Source organism: Chryseobacterium sp. BIGb0232 (genome assembly GCF_024810195.1).
Taxonomy (GTDB): domain Bacteria; phylum Bacteroidota; class Bacteroidia; order Flavobacteriales; family Weeksellaceae; genus Chryseobacterium; species Chryseobacterium pennae.
This window is the reverse complement of record NZ_JANUEH010000002.1, coordinates 458,404-479,685: the sequence shown is the minus strand read 5'-3', so window position 1 is coordinate 479,685 and position 21,282 is coordinate 458,404. Positions and strand designations below refer to the sequence as shown.

At 37.2% G+C, this 21,282-nt stretch carries 9 protein-coding genes; 8 read left to right on the top strand and 1 reads right to left on the bottom strand.

Translation table 11 applies throughout. The features are described 5' to 3' along the window. Window positions 1-282: 282 nt before the first annotated feature. The 6 genes from dnaE (at window position 283) to M2372_RS08190 (ending at window position 18,134) form a co-directional block, all read left to right on the top strand. Window positions 283-4,950 (top strand): DNA polymerase III subunit alpha, encoded by a 4,668-nt coding sequence (gene dnaE / locus M2372_RS08215; protein WP_123319852.1) that lies wholly within the window; start codon window positions 283-285, stop codon window positions 4,948-4,950. Between the two features lie 322 nt (window positions 4,951-5,272). Next, window positions 5,273-8,722 (top strand): T9SS type A sorting domain-containing protein, encoded by a 3,450-nt coding sequence (locus M2372_RS08210; protein ID WP_123319851.1) that lies wholly within the window; start codon window positions 5,273-5,275, stop codon window positions 8,720-8,722. Window positions 8,723-8,838: 116 nt separating this feature from the next. Next, entirely contained in the window at window positions 8,839-12,366 is a 3,528-nt protein-coding gene (locus M2372_RS08205) for a T9SS type A sorting domain-containing protein (RefSeq protein ID WP_123319850.1), read from the top strand. Window positions 12,367-12,492: 126 nt separating this feature from the next. Continuing rightward, window positions 12,493-14,886: a T9SS type A sorting domain-containing protein gene (locus M2372_RS08200; RefSeq protein WP_123319849.1), complete on the top strand. Its 2,394-nt coding sequence runs from the start codon at window positions 12,493-12,495 to the stop codon at window positions 14,884-14,886. Between the two features lie 229 nt (window positions 14,887-15,115). Then, window positions 15,116-17,914: a T9SS type A sorting domain-containing protein gene (locus M2372_RS08195; RefSeq protein WP_123319848.1), complete on the top strand. Its 2,799-nt coding sequence runs from the start codon at window positions 15,116-15,118 to the stop codon at window positions 17,912-17,914. A gap of 55 nt (window positions 17,915-17,969) precedes the next feature. Next, complete coding sequence (locus tag M2372_RS08190; RefSeq protein ID WP_185018829.1) at window positions 17,970-18,134, top strand: hypothetical protein; 165 nt, start codon at window positions 17,970-17,972, stop codon at window positions 18,132-18,134. Between the two features lie 98 nt (window positions 18,135-18,232). Here the strand turns inward: M2372_RS08190 and M2372_RS08185 are convergent, their stop codons facing one another. Beyond that, the gene (locus M2372_RS08185; RefSeq protein WP_123319847.1) at window positions 18,233-19,060 is read right to left on the bottom strand and encodes an ion transporter; all 828 of its coding nucleotides are present in this window, start codon (window positions 19,058-19,060) and stop codon (window positions 18,233-18,235) included. A 61-nt stretch (window positions 19,061-19,121) separates the two neighbouring features. Here M2372_RS08185 and M2372_RS08180 point away from each other — a divergent pair, with 61 nt between their 5' ends. Together M2372_RS08180 and M2372_RS08175 are read left to right on the top strand one after the other, a co-directional pair. After that, on the top strand, window positions 19,122-20,219 hold the full coding sequence (locus M2372_RS08180; RefSeq protein ID WP_123319846.1) for a Nif3-like dinuclear metal center hexameric protein: 1,098 nt from the start codon (window positions 19,122-19,124) through the stop codon (window positions 20,217-20,219). A gap of 2 nt (window positions 20,220-20,221) precedes the next feature. Continuing rightward, on the top strand, window positions 20,222-20,998 hold the full coding sequence (locus M2372_RS08175; protein WP_115973492.1) for a zinc ribbon domain-containing protein: 777 nt from the start codon (window positions 20,222-20,224) through the stop codon (window positions 20,996-20,998). Window positions 20,999-21,282: the final 284 nt, after the last annotated feature.

The window sequence follows — 21,282 nt, the reverse complement described above, 5'->3', positions numbered from 1 at the left end:
GTTTAAAATGTTAAATTATTTTCATTTTTAATAGTTTTATTTTCATTTAAATTGAGAGAGAAAATGGTTCAAATGAAGCTGAACTAGTGAGTGTTTTTAATGAAATGACTTGAAACTAATGATCTTGACTGAAAAACAGTGAGGGATCATGTTGAAAATCGGTATTCTTTTTTGATTTCTTACGGCCAGAACAATTACTTCTTAACCAGTTTTTGAAACCAATAATTCGAAAAAATGAAGTAACTTTACATTCTCTTTTTTATAAAAAAGTTAGAAAATTATATGTATTTAATTTTTGACACAGAAACAACAGGTTTACCAAAAAATTTCAATGCTCCGCTTTCAGATTCAGATAACTGGCCAAGAATGGTACAGATCGCATGGCAGGTGCATGATGATGATGGTAATTTAATTGAAAATCAGGATTATATAATCAAGCCTGAAGGGTATGATATTCCCTTTAATGCAGCAAGAATTCATGGAATTACAACGAAGATTGCTAATGAAGAAGGACGTGATCTGCAGGAGATCTTAGAAGAATTTTCCAAGGTACTTGAAAGAGTAAGAGTGGTTTCCGGGCACAATGTTGAATTTGATTATAATATTGTAGGAGCAGAATTTTATAGAAAAAATATAAAAGACAATCTTCAGGAGAAGCCCAGAGCGGATACAATGATTCTGGGAACCGATTTCTGTCAGTTGGGCGGAGGTCGTGGAGGAAGATACAAATCCCCGAAACTTGAAGAGCTTTATGAGAAGCTTTACGGGAATAAATTCGATGAGGCCCATAATGCTGCTGCCGATGTAAATGCTACAGCCAGAGCCTTCTTTGAAATGATAAGAATTGGGGTGGTTCCTGCTGAAACATTAAAGATTTCAGAAGATCAGTTAGCGTATTTTAAGAGTCTTTATCCTGATCCGATCAAGCCTTTTAATATTGTTATCAGAAGACAGGTTGCAGATTTTCACAATAAGAAGAAACAACAGGATTTCGGAAGTATTGATGAAATTGATTTAGGAAAATATTTCAATTTTGATAATCACAGTGTTTTTTCTACCCTTACGGCTACTACCAGCATTAATGACCTGATTAAAAAAGCTTCCGATGAAAACTTCCCGGCTGTCGGGATGGTGGATCTTGGAAATATGATGGGGGCTTTCAAGTTTGTTTCTGCTGTAGAAGGAGCTAATGGAGACAGGGCCAAAAAACATAAAGAATATCTGGCCAAAAAACAGGAAGCAGAAGAAAACGGAACTGAATTTAATGAATCAGAACCAGTTTCTGAACCATTGATTCCTGTTGTCGGATGTGAATTTTATATTTCAGAACGCTATGAGCAAAAGCAGTTTACCAAAGATGATCCGGACAGGAGAACGCAGGTAGTGCTTTTGGCAAAAGATTTTAACGGGTATAAAAACCTGGCCAAACTTTCCAGTATCGGTTTTCTTAAAGGATTTTATTTCGGAGTTCCGAGGATCAGCCGTGAATTGATTGCTGAGTATAAAGAAGGAATCATTGCACTTACTTCCGGAATTATGGGAGATATTCCTGATGCGATCTTAAATACCGGTGAACAGAAAGGGGAGGAGCTTTTCAAATGGTGGAGTGATACTTTTGGAGATGATTTTTATGTTCAGCTTCAAAACCATAATCTGCCGGAAGAAGAGCACTTAAACGAAGTTTTATTGTACCTGGCAGATAAATATAGTGTTAAAATTTTAGCACAGAACGAAACATTCTATACCAATAAAGATGATGCCAATATTCAGGATATTGTAAGCTGTATCAAAGATGGAGAGAAACTGACAACTCCTATCGGAAAAGGTTTTGGGAAGAGAAGAGGACTTGCTACCGGAGAGTATTTTATGAAAAGCTCTGATGAAATTAAAGCGTCTTTCCTTGCTTATCCTGATGCCTTTGAAGCGTATGAAGAATTTTTTGCAAAATTTAAGCCTTATACCTTAAAAAGAGATGTTCTCCTTCCAAAATTTGATATTCCTGAAGAGTTTATTCATGCTGAAGATGATATTGATGGAGGCAAACGTGGCGAAATGGCCTATTTGACCCACCTTACATATGAAGGGGCTAAAAAAAGATATTCTGATACAGGAATCACAGACGAAATCAAAGAACGATTAGATTTTGAGCTGGAAGTTGTTGCTAATACGGGATATCCCGGTTACTTCCTGATTGTGCAGGATTTTTGTAATGAAGCAAGAAAAATGGGGGTTTGGGTTGGTCCCGGTCGTGGTTCTGCTGCAGGTTCTGCCGTAGCCTATTGTACAGGCATTACCAATGTGGATCCTATTAAATATGATCTCCTTTTTGAGCGATTTTTGAATCCGGAAAGGGTTTCCATGCCAGATATTGATATTGACTTTGATGATGAGGGACGTGATAAAATCATTAAATGGGTAGTTGAAAAATATGGTAAAAATCAGGTAGCACAGATTATTACGTACTCTGTTTTGGGAGGGAAATCTGCGATTAAAGATGCCGGAAGGGTATTGGATGTTCCTATTCCTGATACGAATAATATTGCTAAGCTTATCCCTTCTACACCAGGGATGAACATTGCGAAAGCATTGGCAAAATATGATAAGCTGAAACCGGAAGAACAGATGCTCGTTGACGAAATGAGATATGTTCTGGAAAGCCCTGATGATTCACGTCATGGAGTACTGGCAAGTGCTAAAAAGATGGAAGGATGTATCAGGAATACCGGTATTCATGCCTGTGGTGTAATTATTACTCCGGAAGATGTAAGTAATCTGGTTCCGGTGACTATTGCAGCTAAAGATGCGGATATTTTAGTGTCACAGTTTGATAACTCGGTGGCTGAAAGTGCCGGACTTCTGAAAATGGACTTCCTGGGACTTAGAACATTGACGATCATTAAAGATGCCTTAAAACTGGTAAAAGCCAGATATGGATTGGATATTGACCCGGATCTTATTCCGTTGGATGATACTAAAACATATCAGTTATTTAAAGAAGGAAGAACTGTTGGGATCTTCCAATATGAAAGTCCCGGGATGCAAAAATACATGAGAGAGCTTAAACCAACGGTTTTTGCCGATCTTATTGCCATGAACGCTCTTTACCGTCCGGGGCCAATTAAATATATCCCGAACTTTATTAATAGAAAGCACGGTGTTGAAGAGATCGTATATGACTTACCGGAAACAGAAGAATATTTAAAAGAAACTTACGGAATTACGGTTTATCAGGAACAGGTAATGCTTCTTTCACAGAAGTTGGCCAACTTTACAAAGGGTGAGGCTGATACGCTGAGAAAGGCGATGGGTAAGAAGCAGATTGACGTTCTTAATAAAATGTACCCTAAGTTCATTGAAGGAGGAAGAAAGAACAATCTTAATGAAGAAAGGCTGGAAAAAATCTGGAATGACTGGAAAGCCTTCGCAGAATATGCCTTCAACAAGTCTCACTCAACGTGCTATGCTTTTATTGCTTATCAAACAGCCTATTTAAAAGCAAACTATCCTGCAGAATATATGGCAAGTGTGATGAGTAATAACATTAACAATACAGATTCTATTACCATGTTTATGGAGGATTGTAAGAGTATGGGTGTTGATGTTTTGGGACCTGATGTGAATGAATCCCAATACAAATTCTCTGTAAACGAAAAAGGTCAGATCCGTTTTGGCCTGGGAGCGATCAAGGGAATCGGAGAAGGGCCGAGTGAGGCGATTACAAGGGAAAGAGAAAATGGCAGGTTCAAAAATATCTATGACTTTTTTGAAAGAATACTGCCTTCTCATATGAATAAAAGAGTAGCGGAAAGTTTAGTAGTTGCCGGAGCTTTTGATGAATTGGATGTTTTCCATAGAGGTCAGTACTTTGATATTGATATGGCGGGAAGAACCAATCTAGAAAGGCTCATCAGATATGGGCAAAGCTTTCAGGAAAGTAAAAACGAGATGGAGTTTTCTCTGTTTGCAGATTTTGCAGATGAGGTTCAGATTGAACAGCCAAAACTACCTCCTTGTCCTGAGTGGCCGAATATGCATAAGCTGAATAAAGAAAAGGAAACTATTGGATTCTACCTTTCTGCCCATCCGCTGGATGAATTTAAATATCAGTTCCAGTTTATGCAGGGAAGACTTTCTAAAAAGTCGGTGTTGGAAAAAGAAGAGGAAGAAAAAGTAACCACAGATGAGGCACCTGTTCTGGAGCAGGACACGCCGGATGAAACCACTGATCTTGTCGAGATTGTTTCTGACGAATTATCTGTTGGGGATGAAGAAGTAATAGAAGAAACTACTAAAAAAGCAGAACCTAAAGGAAATTTCCTATTCTTAAATCTTGATGAAGTAGACGCTTACAAAGAACAGGCTTTTGCTAATAAGCAGGACGAATTGTTTGAAGAAAAAAAGAAAGACTGGAAAACCCTTCAGAAAGAAAGAGAAAATGGCGGCGGTGGAAAAGAGTATACCGTTGCAGGTCTTATCACAGAATACAGAGTTCAGGATGGTTTCAGAAGTGGTGAAAAAGTAGCTTTTGTGACACTGGAAGACTATTCCGGTTCTTACTCTTTCAGATTGGGAGACAGAGATTATATGAGGTTGAAGGAGAAGCTTGAAGTTCAGAGGTTTGTTATTTTTAAAATAAAATTCGCGCAGGTAAAAGATGGAAGAGTCTTTGTGAATGTAAATGATGTGATCGAACTTCAGGAAGCATTTGAAAGATTCGCCAAGAGTATCTCTCTGGTAATGGATGTGATGGATGTAAGACATGAGGATCTGGATTTCTTCAGAACGGTTTTGGATCGGAATAAAGGGAATCAGAAACTGAAGTTCTTTATCAAAAATATTGATGATGATTCCCATATTGAAGTACAGTCTATGAAGCATTCAGTAGACCTGAATGGAGATCTTATCAAGGAAATACAATTGCTCAATAAGTATGAGTTCTACCTGAATTAAAAAAAAGAAATAGATATGTTTTTTAAAAGTGGCTTTTGGCCACTTTTTTTATTTGTACGAATTAAATAGCCAATATTATTTGAATTGGAAGAAGAATTTTATTTTAGATTAGAGGGAATGCGGGTAGGGTTAAATTATTGATAATTAGATTTTTGTGTTGTTTTGTGCGTTTTTGGTAAATAAGTGTTAAAATTAAATAATTGTTTAATTTTATTTAAAAATAAGTAATATTTAAGGTTTAGTTTTTATTATTTTAAAATATTTTATGAAATATATTTAAATATTTTATACTTTTATCGCCTGACTATTATTTTTACTATTTATGAAAAGAATTTTACTTACGTGCCTGACCGCTTTTTATTACAGCGTGTCTGCACAGGTTGGGCCACCGCAAATAACGAGCCCGAATACAAATAACGGATATGGATTTACACAATCTGTGGGAACATATGCACCATTATCCGCAGGAAGAACAGTATGGCAGTCGGGAGCTACCCTGGCTACGGATTTAGTATCTGCAGCTATTCCTTTACCCTCCAACTTTACTTACAATAATCAGAAATATAACTCTGTTTATATCAGTAATAATGGTTTTGTAACATTAGGAGGAGCTACCAGTGCCACTACTTATACCGGGCTATCCAGTGAGATTACTCCCACTACGCATGAGGCTGCTTTTGCCGGTTTTGGAGCAAATCTAAGGAACGCAAACACAACAAGCTCTGAAATTTCATATGAGACTGTAGGAACTAAATTTATTGTACAGTTTACTGATGTGCAAAGCAATTCCGGTTCTGCTTCTCAACTTCTCAACTTCCAGATCCAGTTAGATCTTAATTCCCATACAGTAGCTATTGTTTATGGAAATTGTGTTTCCGGAGCAAGTACATTTACTGGACAGGTAGGGATAAGAGGATCGGAAGCTTCGGATATTAATAATTTAACAGGAACAAACTGGACTTCACTTACAGCAGGGACAACAGCTACTTCCAGTTCAACTTTAGGGACAACAAACGGGACTACAGTGCCTGCTTCTGGACTGACATTTACTTATTCTCCAGGGACGTGGTTGGCTGCCCCAAATACTTTCGCCACTTTGCCTTTTACTGAAAGCTTCAGTACCTGGGCAAATGGTAATTCTACATTGGATCTACCTAATGCCGATTATTGGCGAACCTGGCCGGCAAGGGGCGATAATTCCTGGAGACAGAGTGATACTTCAGGGAGTGGGTTTGCATCTGCTTCAGGGTGGACAAGTACGAGTGGATCCGTAACAATTGGTGGATCTGCAGTAGCACCTGCAGCAAGATTCCATTCCTATAACTGTCAATATGCTTCAGGGTATATGGACTTGTATATTAATTTATCGTCAGGTTCTGGTGATAGGATTCTAAGTTTTGATTACGCAAATCCATCAGGAACAGATGTTTTGAAAATACAAATTTCAACGGACAATGGAGTCACCTTTACAGATTTAGGAATGCCATTTGGTTCCACATCATCAATCTCACCATGGGTCACAAATTATGTGAATTTAGCATCTTCCAGCCCTAATGCCATCATAAGATTTTTAGCCAAAGGAGATAACGGAAGTGATGATATCTATGTGGATAATATTAATATTTCTTCTGTTAATGTTGCCCCTAATTGCTCCACTATTACGGCACCTACCAATGCTGCTACAGGATTGTCAATTACCCCAAATTTTAAATGGGATACTTCACCTAATGCAACTTCATATAAATTAAATTTGGGAACTACATCAGGTGGATCCAATGTGATGGCCGGTGTAGATGTTGGAAATGTACTTACTTATACTATACCTGCAGCAAGCCAATTATTGTATGGTACTACTTATTACGCAACCATATTGCCTACGAACAGTACCGGAACAGCAAGCGGATGTACAGAAATATCATTTATTACAAAAAATATCGGTTGTCCAACAGTGACATTGCCTGTATCAGGGGCATCGGGAGTTTCTGTTATACCAACAATAACATGGGGTGCTGTAACTGATGCAACTGGGTATAAAATATCTGTCGGAACAACAGCAGGTGGAACTGATATTATGAACAGTGTTGATGTTGGAAATATTACATCATATACACTTTCCTCTGCACTTAATTATACTACAAAATATTATTATACAGTAAACGCCTATACTCCTACAAGTACTTCAGCTTCATGTACTGAGCGTAGCTTTACGACAGTTTGTGCATCTGAAAATATACCAACTATCTCACAGGGATTCAGTACATTGACTCCCATATGCTGGTCTGTTGCTAAAGGTGACGTTACTGCCAATTCTACTTTGACGTATGGAAGCAGTAAATGGGCAGCCGCATCAGGTTTTGCTAATACAGGTACTAATACAGCAGTAAAATTAAATTTATATGGAACAAGTACAGGTGACTGGTTAATTTCTCAGCCAATCAATCTTGGTGCAACTCCTGGAGCTAACAGAATTAGATATAGAATGGCTGTTACAAGTTATTCAGGTACCACAGCTCAGTCGACATTAGGGACACATCAGGTTAGAGTAATTATTTCTACAGATGGAGGAACTACCTGGAGCAATGCTAATGCTATAAAAACGTATACAGGAGTCGGAACCTATTCTAATACAGGTCAAACAGAAACTATTGATCTTTCAGCGTATTCCGGTACTATTAAAGTGGCTTTTGTAGCGACTACAAGTTCTACTTCGCCTGATATTTATTTCCATCTTGATGATTTCATTGTAGAACCTATCCCAACATGTATAGAACCAGATTCTCCGGTAGTGGCAAATATTACTTCTGCTTCATCAGACTTATCTTGGAACGCTCCTGCTTCAGTACCTGCAAATGGTTATGAGTACTATTATTCTACCAATAGTACAGTACCTGCTGCTAATGTAACTATATCAGGAACAAGCACTGCTACAAGTACTGTTTTGAATGGACTTAGCTCTGCTACGACTTATTATGTATGGGTTCGCTCAGCGTGTAGTGCCGCAAATAAGAGTATTTGGTCACAGGCAGCAATATTTACTACTACATGTACTCCGTTACAGGTATATTCTCAGAATTTTGATACTACGCCTGTTGATACACTTCCTATGTGCTGGACCAGCATAGGAACTGTTGTTGGTAATGCGAAAGTATCTGCTTATTCAACAACTGTTGCAAGTGCTCCTAATGCTCTGTATATCTATAGTAGCAGTTCAGGAGTAGGTATGGTTTCAACGCCTGAATTTATAGGTTTAGATTCTAACACTGCAACAATTAGTTTTAAAGGAAGAGCTAACTTTACTGCTGGTGGAATTGTTGAGATTGGTTATTTAACAAATCCTGCAGATACTTCTACATTTGTAGTATTGGATAGCTATACTGCATCAAATATTTCTACCATCGATAATTATTCTTTAAATATTATGGGAGTTCCTGCCGGAATTAATAAGCTTGTATTCAGGCATACAGGTTCTCCTGCAAACAGTGTATTGATTGATAATTTTGTGTATCAGTTTGGAAGCCTTTCTACTTCTGAGGTAACAACAGCTAAGAACGAAATTAAAGTATATCCTAATCCGTTCTCAGACACTTTAAATATTTCTGATATTTCCAAAGTACAGTCTGTATCTGTTGTAGATCTTGCAGGAAGAGTAGTGAAAACAATTGAAAAACCTTCTTCTGAACTTCATTTAGCAGACCTTAAACAAGGAATGTATCTAGTCGTGCTTCATATGAAAGACGGATCGAAACAAGTGGTTAAGTCAATTAAGAAATAAAACCGATTAATATAATAATTTAAAGCAGTAACTTAACGGTTGCTGCTTTTTTATTTTTATATTGAATTTTGTTTAAATTTGAGAGCGATTTCGCAACTTAATATAAACAATAATACATGAAAAAATTATTACTCTTATGCTTATTTTTAATAGCATCTATTACAAACGCCCAAATAGCATTGGGAGGAGAAAAATTTAGTGATGGAGGTTCTGTTCCCATAAGATTGTCGTCTGAATATAATTACACTCAGCAAATTTTTAATAAAGATGAGATCTCTGCAAATGCTGCAGGTAATATTACGGGCATCAAATTTTATCTTCCTCCTTCTTCTGATCTTAGTAAGGCTATCAATTGGAGGATTTATCTAGGACATACTACAAAAACAGTTTTTTCCGGTGGTAATGACTGGGTTCCACCGTCAAGTTTGACTCAGGTCTTCACAGGAGCTGTAAGTGAATCCGGAGGTGAAATGACTATTACTTTCAATACTCCTTTTGCTTATAATAATACGGATAATCTTGTGATTGCAATTCATGAAAATAATCCAGGTTCTGCGGCGTATACAAACTTTTTTTACAGTTATAAAGGAGTTGATAATTCAACAATGGTGTATAATAGTAATTTTTTGGATGTGCATCCTCTTTTCCCTGCACCTGGATTTAGTGGAGATTTAAAGTCAGTAGCCACCTTATTGGGCTTAACAGCTGCTGTGGTACCTTCTTGTCCTGTTGTTTCTTTTCCTGATAATACGGTGGCTCTCATAGCTCCTGTAATTAATTGGCTAAGGTCAAGTAGTGCATTATCATACCGAATAAAAGTAGGAACCACTCCTGGTGGATCTGATGTGTTGAATATGCAGGACTTGGGAACTTCTAATTCGTTTGCTTTTACAAATCAACTGAATTTTAATACTAAATATTATTATACAGTGTATGCTGTAAACTCTGCAGGTGTTTCTGCATGTACGGAAAGAACTTTTACAACAGTTGCAACATTGGACTGTCCTTTTGTGGATGTACCTAATCCATCTCAAAAAGGATTTCCCTTGAAAACAACATTTAAATGGTGGACTTCTACAGCCGCATTAGGATATCGATTAAGTATCGGAACTTCTGCAGGTGCATCTGATGTTTTGGATAATTTTGATGTAGGAAATGTTAATACCTATACACTTAGCCAAGCTCAACAATTAAATCCTTCCACGAAATATTATTTTAGAGTTACAGCATATAATGGCGGAGTAATATCTCCTAATTGCTTTGAAAGAAATTTTACCACTACAGTTGCTGCTCCTTCTAATGATGAGTGCTCAGGTGCAATTAGTTTACCCATAAATCCTTCCTTGACTTGTACAAATGTTGTACACGGTGATACTGTAGGTGCAACCAGATCACCTGAGGGGATGGGGGCTTGCTCAGGAGGGGATAATGATGATGTTTGGTATAAGTTTGTTGCAACATATCCGAGTCATATAATATCACTCTCTAATATGGTTTCTACGGGAGGACAATCTGGATCTCCTTATGTGTATATTGCCGTTTTTTCAGGAGAATGCGGGAATCTTACTCCTTTTTATTGTGCTGGATCACTGGATGCAATTAACGGTCTTACAGTGGGTAAAACTTATTATTTAAAAATATATACTTCTTCAAATGAAGTTAATGTTAACGCAGGTTTTGATATTTGTATAGGTTTACCGCCATCACCACCCGTAAATGATAATTGTGTAAATGCGATACCAATTACAATAAATCCAGATATGAATTGTGGTAGTATGACATCAGGAACTACATTAGGAGGAACAAAATCATTGGCTTCAGTGAGTGCATGTACAGGATATGGAGATCCGGATGATGATGTTTGGTATAAATTTACAGCAACAGCTACTGGGCATACTTTTCAACTGAAAAATATAACTTCTGTAGGAAATACTACTTCTACATCTCTGATTGCTCAAGTATTTAGTGGCGCTTGTAATGCTTTAGTAAGTACATTTTGTATAAATAATCATACCAATTATACATTTCTAAACGGATTGGTACCTGGCCAGACTTATTATGTTAGACTTTACAATAATGAAACTAATTATAGGGGGGCATATTATGCAAGTTCTTTTGATATTTGCATGGGAACCCTACCTAAGCCTGTAAACGATGAATGTTCAGGTGCTGTTGAGTTATCGGTTAGTCCTACTTTAGCTTGTGCTTCACCGGTGTCGGGAACTACTTTAGGAGCAACTAATTCAGGTTTAGCAGTAGCTCCGTGTTCTGGGTCTGCAGATGATGATGTCTGGTATAAATTTACTGCAGTAGCTTCTGAGCATGTAGTGATGCTTTCTAATATTAATGCGGTAGGAACTTCTGCATCTAAAAGTTTGTATACTCAGTTTTTTAGTGGGGCCTGTGGAACTTTAACAAGTATAAAGTGCAGCACACTACCTAATACAACACTTAGGGGGCTTACCCCTGGTGATACATATTATGTGAGAGTATATGATTCTAATGCAAATGGAACTACTGTATATGCTGATAGTTTTAATATTTGTGTTGGTACGCTACCACCACCACCTGCTAATGATGAGTGTGTTAATGCAATACCACTTACTGTTAGCAATACAGATGCTTTTGTTAATCCTGTAAATGGCTCTTTGTTAGGGGCAACGCCAAGTATGGGAGCGCCGGCTTGTTCTTCATTTGTGACAGAATTTAATGGTGATATTTGGTATTCATTTACTGCAAGTGCCTCAATGCAGCTTGTGCATGTTTTGCGTGATCCTTCTATTGGAACAGAGGTTCTTACAGGGACATGTGGAAATTTAACTTCAGTGAGATGCCATCCTGGTTCTTTTGGAAATGCTAATGTGTTATTACTGAATCTTAATGTGGGGCAGACTTATTATGTAAGGGTATTTATGGCGCCTCTTACAACACCTCTAAATGCTGATTTTCAGATTGCTGTAACTACACCTTCTGTAGTTACTAATGATGTGTGCAGTACAGCTATACCTATAGGATATGATGAAACTGTACAAGGAGTAAATGCATTGGCCAATGATGATTTGTGGCCATCTAATTCTTGCAGTAATGTGATTCCTCCTTTCAAAGGTGTTTGGTTTAAAGTAACAGCTACTGAAAATGGTCCTATAGTTCTTGATGCTTGTGGGACACAATTTGAGTCATCTCTGAACGTCTATACAGGGGCATGTGGGGCACTTGCTTGTGATTCTGTAAATATTATTGGATCTACCTATAAAGCGTGTACGGCTAATCCTTTAATTGGTTCCAAAATAACATTTATGGGAGTTGCAGGTACTACTTATTATATAATGCTGAACGGAAGAGCTGCCTGGTGCTATGGTAATTATACAATTTCCATGCGAAGAGGTGTATTGGCAACAGAAGAGGTTGAGCGTAAAAAAGAAGATATTAAGGTTTATCCGAATCCATTTACAGATGTTTTAAATATTTCGAATGCTTCTAAAGTGAAATCTGTTTCCATAGTTGAACTTTCAGGAAAATTGGTGAAAACAATTGAAAAACCTTCTTCTGAACTTCATTTAGCAGACCTAAAACAAGGAATGTATTTAGTCGTGCTTCATATGAAAGACGGATCGAAACAAGTGGTTAAGTCAATTAAGAAATAAAACCGATTAATATAATAATTTAAAGCAGTAACTTAATAGTTGCTGCTTTTTTTTAATATTTTTTTAATGTTGTATTAAAATTATTATTAATTTGGCAAATGTATTAACACCTTAAAAAAATTGTATATGAAGAAAATCTTACTCTTGTGCTTGCTAACGGTAAGCTTGTTTTTGAGTGCCCAAATTACCTTAGGGGAAGGAAGCTCTAAAGTCGGACGGGTTCCGATTGATAATTTTTCGAGTTATTCTTACTCCCAACAAATATTTAAAAAAGAAGAAATTAACACCAATGCCGCCGGAAATATTACAGGCCTTAAATTCTATCTGGACCCGGCTTCAACCATAACTAACTCTTCAGATTGGGTTGTTTATATGGGGCATACTTCAAAAACTGGATTTACGTCTGCAGGTGATTGGGTTCCGGTTTCAGCCCTTACAGAGGTGTATACCGGTACCATCAGTAATGTAAACGGAATGGTAGAGCTTACTTTTGCTACCCCTTTTGCTTATAATAATACACAGAATCTGGTGATTGCTGTGGATGAAAATGGCTCAGGTTCAGATTATGGTGACGACCGGGTATTTTATGTACATCATCTTAATTATGCACCCAAAAGTGCAATTATCCGTACCTCTTATATAGATGTTGATTCATCGGATCCTGGGAATGGTAATTTATTAGACTATAGACCTGTTGTTAGTTTTACAGGGCTTACGCCTAAGGCATTGCCATCTTGTACTAATGTGATGTCTCCGATAAACAATGCTGTACTGGTTCCTGTAACTCCTGAAATTAAATGGTATGCATCAGCGGGTGCTACAAGTTATAAAATCTCCATCGGAACAACTCCGGGAGGTTCAAATATTGTAAATCAGCAAACAGTAAGTACCACAAGTTTTACTCCGTCAGCTCCTCTTTCTCTTAATACAAACTATTATGTAAGGATTATAGCTGTGGGAACAGGAGGTTCATCTTCAGGTTGTTTCGAAACAAAATTTACTACTACGCCGCCACCACCTTCTAATGATGAGTGTGCTGCCGCTGTCACTTTAACGGTAAACCCGGATATGAATTGTGGAGCTGTTACTGCAGGAACTACTTTAGCTGCAACAGATTCTAGTGTAGACATTGACCCGTGTTATGGTACTCCCGATGATGATGTATGGTACAAATTTACCGCTACAGATTCAGGTCATATCATTTCACTTTCAAATGTAGCTTCTGTAGGATCAGAAGATAGTGATTATATTGGATTTCAAATATTCAGTGGTGACTGTAATGGTTTGACAAGCATTGTATGTTCGTCATATTCAGGGGTTAGTATTGCTGAAGGACTTACAGTAGGGGAAACTTATTATGTAAGAGTATATAGCATGGATGAAGGAGGTCAATTTGCGCAAAGTTTTAATATATGTGTTGGCACATTGCCACCACCGCCAACAAATGACGATTGTGCTACAGCAATTACATTAACAGTAAATCCGAACATGAACTGTAGCAGTAAAACATTCGGACACACCCGTGGAGCTACTGAGTCTAGTCAGTCTGTAAGTCCTTGTTACGGGGAAGTAGATGATGATGTATGGTATAAGTTTACGGCAACCTCTACTGCACATGTGATTTCATTAAGTAACATGATTTCTATCGGTACTGAGGACAGTTATTCACTGTTATTCCAGGTATTCAGTGGAGATTGCAGTAACCCGACTAGCATTGAGTGCTCAGATTATGATGAGATGAAAGTGATTTCAAACCTTACTGCAGGTGAGACCTATTATATAAGAGTATATACAGATGGAGGAGCAGGTGAGGCACAGAGTTTTGATATTTGTATAGGAACTATTCCTCCACCTCCGGTAAATGATAATTGCTTGGGTGCTTTGGTTGCATCAGTATTTCCTTACGCTTATACACAGTCTGACGCAGCCGGAGCTACTAATAATGACGGAATTATTGAAATCTGTTCGAATGCTATGAATGATGGTACATGGTTCACCTTTACAGGAGATGGTACTGTTCATAATATAAAAGTTACCATGCCGGAAGGAAGTAATTTTGATGCTCAACTAGGTGTGTATAATGGCACATGTGATAATTTGGTCTGTGTAAATACAGTAGATGACGGCCTTACTGGTGGAGCAGAAGAAACAATGTCAGTGCCAACTGTTGCAGGTACGGTATACTATGTAAATGTAGGACATTATGATGGTGGTGAAGATCAAATGGAAGGTACGTTTACGATTACTATTAATAAAGAAACTCTTGGAACTGCAGAAGTATCTAAAGCTAATAAGAATGAAATTAAAGTATATCCTAACCCATTCGCAGAGGTACTGAATATTTCAAAAACAGACCAGGTAAAATCGGTCTCTCTTCTGGATGTTTCAGGCAGATTGGTGAAAACAATTGAAAACCCTTCTTCTGCACTTCATTTAGGTGATCTGAAACAGGGAATGTATATGGTAGTACTGAATATGAAAGATGGTTCTCAACAAGTAATAAAAGCTATCAAGAAATAATTAGTCCTAAATAAAGGCGGATCTGTGATTCGCCTTTATTGTTTTTTATAAGAACAGCTTTAAATTTTATTTTCATCTAAATTTAAAGTTGTAAAATAGTTTTCAAATAAACAAAATTGAAGCAGAATGTTGATTTATTATAGTTTTTTAATTTGTTTTTATCTTGTTTTGAGTGTTTTGTTTGAATTATTACTAATTTAGTGATTGAATTAACATCTAAAAAAAATATATGAAGAAAATCTTACTCTTATACTTACTCATGGTAAGTTTAATCTTGAATGCTCAAATTACCCTAGGAGAGGGGAGCACGACAGTTGGAAATATTCCAATCAATACAAATTACGGATATTCCTATTCTCAGCAGATTTTTACCAAACAGGAAATTAATGCAGCAGCAGCGGGAACTGTTTCGGGGCTTAAATTGTATGTAAACCCATCTGCGGATTTTACTAATTCAGCCAACTGGACGATTTATCTCGGCCATAGTTCCAAAACCAATTTTACATCAGGCAGTGATTGGGTTCCTGTTGCAGAACTTACAGAAGTTTTTTCAGGAACAGTTACCAATGCGAATGGTGTTTTGGAGGTAGCATTTACTACCCCATTTACTTATAACAATACACAGAACTTGGTAGTTGCAGTGCATGAAAGCACTCCGGATTATGATTCTGATGATGATTCATTTTCTGTATTTGATGACCCTAATGCACAGAACAAATCTATTTTGTATAAATCGGATAGTAATGATCCGGATCCTACAGATCCTGAGTGGGGAAATCTGCAGGGGACCAGGTCTGTTATCAGTCTGGTAGGGCTTAGCCCAAGCCCGATACCTTCTTGTCCTGCCGTAACTTATCCACTCAATAATGCAGTTCTTGTACCTCTGTCTCCTGTGATTACTTGGAGTGCATCATCTGGAGCTTCAAGCTATAAAGTTTCAATAGGAACTACTCCGGGAGGAACAGATGTTGCTAATCAGCAAACCGTAACCACAACGAGCTTTACTCCCTTATCTCCTCTTTCTACCGGTGTAACTTATTATCTTAAAGTAACTTCAGTAGGAATCGGAGGGGAATCTTCAGGATGTACTGAAATAAAATTCAAAACAGCACCACCACCACCATCCAATGATGAATGTACAAGTGCTGTTACCCTAACTGTAAACCCAGATATGAACTGTGGAAGTGCTACAGCAGGAACAACCCTTTCTGCAACAGATTCCGGATTGGATCCGGATCCATGTTATGGTACTCCTGATGATGATGTGTGGTATAAATTTACCGCTACAGCTTCTACTCATGTGGTTTCACTTAAAAATATCACTTCGGCTGGTTCAGATTCAGATACTGATACTTATTTTCAGGTGTTCAGTGGAGCTTGTGGAAACATGACCAGTATTTTATGCTCAGATCCCGATACAGGAATAGTGAATGGTCTTAATCCGGGAGAAGTATATTATATAAGAGTTTACAGTTATGAAGATGGAACACAGTATGCACAAAGCTTTAAAATCTGTATTGGGACATTTCCACCGCCGCCAGCCAACGATGAGTGTGATAACGCAGTTACTCTGGCCATAAACCCAGATCTGAATTGTGGAATAGCTACTCCAGGAACAACCCTTTCTGCAACAGATTCCGGATTGGATCCGGATCCATGTTATGGTACTCCTGATGATGATGTATGGTATAAATTTGTTGCGACAGCTTCCTCCCACGTTATTTCACTTAAAAATGTACAAGCGGCAGGAACAGGAACCAGCACCGATGCTTATTTTCAGGTTTTAAGCGGAATTTGTGGAGGATTAACAAGTATTCTTTGTTCAGATCCTAACACCGGAACTGTATCAGGTCTTACTGTAGGGGATACTTATTATGTAAGAGTGTACAGCTACGGAGGAACAGGGCAGGCTCAAAGTTTCAATATCTGTGTAGGAACATTCCCTCCACCTCCTTTGAATGATGAATGTACTGCTGCTGTTACACTAACGGTAAATCCGGACATGAACTGCGGTAGCAAAGTATCAGGACATACCCTTGGAGCTACAGATTCAAACCAACCGGTAGATCCTTGTGACGGAGAAGCAGATGATGATGTATGGTTTAAGTTTACAGCCACTGCAGATACTCACGCCATATCATTGAGTAACATGAGTTCTATCGGAGCAGATTATAGCTATTCACTTTTATTTCAGGTTTTGAATGGAAGTTGTAGCAGTCTGGCCAATGTAGCATGTTCAGAGTATGATGAGACGAAACTTATTTCCGGCCTTACTGTAGGAGAAACGTATTATATAAGAGTATATACAGATGGAGGAGCAGGAGAAGCACAGATGTTTGATATTTGTGTAGGAACACTTCCGCCGGCGCCTGCAAATGACAGCTGTTCAGGAGCTTTGGTAGCTTCTGTATTCCCTTATATATATACACAGTCTGATGCTGCAGGAGCTACAAATAATAACGGATTTATTGAAATCTGTTCGGATGGTATGAATGATGGTACGTGGTTCACTTTTACAGGAGATGGTACTGTTTATGATATAAAAGTTACCATGCCGGCAGACAGTAGCTTTGACCCTCAGGTAGGATTATACAGTGGTACGTGTAATAATTTAACCTGTGAAAATACTGTAGATAGCGGAAGCGGTGGCGGAACAGAAACAATGTCTGTTTCAACGACTGCAGGAACCGTATATTATGTGAATGTAGGGCATTATGATGATAATGAAGATATAATGGAAGGAACATTTACCATTACCATCAATAAAGAGACCCTTGGAACCTCAGAAGTAGCTAAAGCTAAAAATGAAATTAAAGTATATCCGAATCCATTCACTGAAATACTGAATATTTCAAAAGTAGACCAGGTAAAAACAGTTTCTGTTCTGGATGTTTCCGGAAGACTGGTAAAAACAATTGAAAACCCTTCTTCCGTTCTTCATTTAGGGGATCTGAAACAGGGAATGTATCTGGTAGTATTAAATATGAAAGATGGTTCTAAACAAACAGTGAAAGCTATTAAGAAATAAATAATAGTTACAGAATATTCAGTCACATACTGAATATCTTATTTGATAAAAAAAGATGAGCGAAATTTTCGCTCATCTTTTCTATTTTAGATGGTCTATTGCTCATTACTTGTCATTATTTATCCGGTACTGGCTGTATCTCCCCCGTATTCATAAGATCGAAAACAGTTGGGAAGAACATGACGAGGATAAAGTAAATAATAATCATCAGGACTATTAATGAGAAAAGAATAATGACTAAACTATTCGGTTTGTTTTTCTTTTTTGGTTCCATGATTTTGTGGTATTTGGTGAATAGATTAAACTAATATCCAAATATCAAGCTAATTTCTTGCCACATTGCTTGCAGTATCTTGCATCATCATCAATATCTTCATTACCACAACGGTCACATATCTTTTCCAGATTCTGTCTTTTGTTTCGCATTTCTGCTGTTACAATACCTGTTGGAACTGCAATAATAGAATAACCGGCCAGCATCAGAACAACGGCGAAAAACTTGCCAAGGGGAGTAATAGGGGAGACATCACCATATCCTACGGTAGTCACGGTTACTACAGCCCAATAGATTGCCTGAGGAATGGTTTCAAATCCCTGCCGGCCTCCTTCCACCATAAACATAAGAGAGCCTACGATCACTGAAAATATAATCAGAAACAGCAGAAATATATAAATTTTTCTAGAGCTGTTTTTTAAAGCCCTTACAATAAGGTAGCCGTCATTCATGAAATCCAGCAAATTGAAAATTCTGAAAACTCTCAGCATTCTCAGCATTCTGAAGATCAGAAAATATTTGGTAACAGGAAAAAAGAAACTTAGATAAAAAGGAACTAATGCAAGGAAATCTATGATCCCGAAGAAGCTGAATATATAGTGCTTTTTATTTTTTAGTACTGCAATCCGCATGGAATATTCTGCGGTGAAAAAAATAGAAATAATCCATTCAAGAATGAGAAAAGTATAATGAAATCTTTTATCAAGCTGAGGCACACTTTCCATCATAATAATAGCAGTGCTCACAAGAATTAAGGACAATAAGATGATATCGAACAGTTTTCCGAGCCTGGTATCGGAACGATAAATGATTCGATAAAGGTATCTTTTCCAAAGTTTGTCTTCAGGAACAAGATTGTGTTCTCTTTCCATTCTGAATGTTTTTTAAAATTAACAAATTATCGTTATTTTCGTAGCAAACATACAGAATAAAATGACAATAAGAAAAGTAATCTCAGAAATAGACAGGCTCATTCCGTTGCAGCAGGCAGAAGATTTTGATAATGTAGGACTGTTATGCGGAGTTCCTGACCGTAACGTATCCGGGATTCTGATTTGTCATGATGCATTGGAAAATGTAGTAGATGAGGCCATTGAGAAAAACTGTAATCTCATTGTATGTTTTCATCCTATTATTTTTTCCGGACTGAAATCTTTAACCGGGAAAAACTATGTAGAAAGAGCAGTCTTAAAAGCAATTGAAAATAAAATTGCTATTTATGCCATTCATACAGCTTTTGATAATGATTTCTTTGGAGTGAATCATGGAATATGCAACCAGCTGGGATTAAAGAATATGAAAATTCTTCAGCCGAAAGAAAATAATTTAAAACAGCTGACGGTTTTCGTACCTAAAGACTATTCAGAAAAAGTAAAAGAAGTGATGTTCTCTGCAGGAGCAGGAAGCATAGGATTTTATGACGAATGTAGCTTTACTGTTAATGGAAATGGTACATTCAGACCTGTTGAAGGTTCAAATCCGTTTTCAGGGCAACAGAATATTCGGGAGAATGCCGATGAAGACATGATTTCTGTAATTTTTGAAGGATTTAGGCAGGGGCAGATTGTGGGGGCAATGAAAGAGGCACATCCTTATGAAGAAGTAGCTCATCAGATATACAGTCTTGATAATAAAAACCATCATGTAGGACTCGGGATGTACGGTGAGCTGGAGGAAGAAATGGATGAAAAGGATTTCCTGAGGTTTGTGAAAGAAAAATTCGGCATTGAAGTTATTAAACATTCAGATTTTACGAATAAAAAAATTAAAAGAGTAGGGGTTCTTGGCGGTTCCGGAGCCAGTGGAATACGATCTGCAGTTTCCAGGAAATGTGATGCTTACCTTACCGGAGATCTTAAATATCATGACTATTTTTTAGCAGAGTCTAAAATGTTGTTGTGTGATATAGGACACTATGAATCAGAACAATTTGTAAGTCAACAATTATTTGAAATTTTATCACAAAAATTTAGTACATTTGCAATTTCAAAATCTATTGAAAAAACAAACCCAGTAAATTATTTCATTTAAATATGGCAAAAACCAACGATATTTCAGTTGAAGAAAAATTAAGAGCTTTATACGATTTACAGATCATTGATTCAAGATTGGATGAAATCCGAAATACTAGAGGAGAATTGCCAATTGAAGTTGAAGATCTAGAGATCGAGATTGAAGGTCTTGAGAAGAGAGCTGAAAAATTTCATGCAGACATCAAAGATCAGGACGATCAGATCAAAACAAAGCATGAAGTGATTAACCATGCAAAAACTTTAATTGAGAAATACAAGTCTCAGCAGGATAATGTAAGAAACAATAAAGAGTTTGAAGCATTAGGAAAAGAAATGGAATTCCAGGATCTGGAAATTCAGCTTGCTGAAAAAAGAATTAAAGAGTTCGGAGCTAAAATCGCTCACAAAAACGAAACTTTAAGCGAACTTACTTCAAAGATCGACGATTTAAAAAGCCACTTGAAATTCAAGAAAGAAGAGTTGGATGGTTTGATCTCTGAAACTCAAAAAGAAGAAGAGTACCTTATTGAGCAGTCTAAAGAATATGCAGGTAAAATCGATGAGAGATTACTGGCTTCTTATAACAGAATCAGAAAAAGCTCTATAAACGGACTTGCAGTTGTAGGATTAGAAAGAGGAGCTCCAAAAGGATCTTTCTTCACTATTCCACCTCAAAAACAAATGGAAATTGCTCAGAGAAAGAAAATCATCATTGATGAGCACTCTGGAAAAATCCTTGTTGACGATGAGTTGGTAATGGAAGAAAACGAAAGAATGAAATCTGTAATTAAATTCTAATTACTAATTTTAAAAATATAAAGCTGTTTCAGAAATGAGACAGCTTTTTTATTTTGTTGAACCATGAATGACACAAATGTTTCACAAATGCCACAAATTACTTGGCTGTTTTCTTGTCATTACGACGAAGGAGGAATCTCAACATCGTAAGATAAATAAAAACAGCCCTCTATTTCTAAAGAAATGGTAAAGATTACGCTTGAAAATCTGCTAAATCTGAGAGTGAAAAATTCAATAGAAATGGCTTAAGCCTATTTAATAAAAATAAACAAATTCCATTGGCT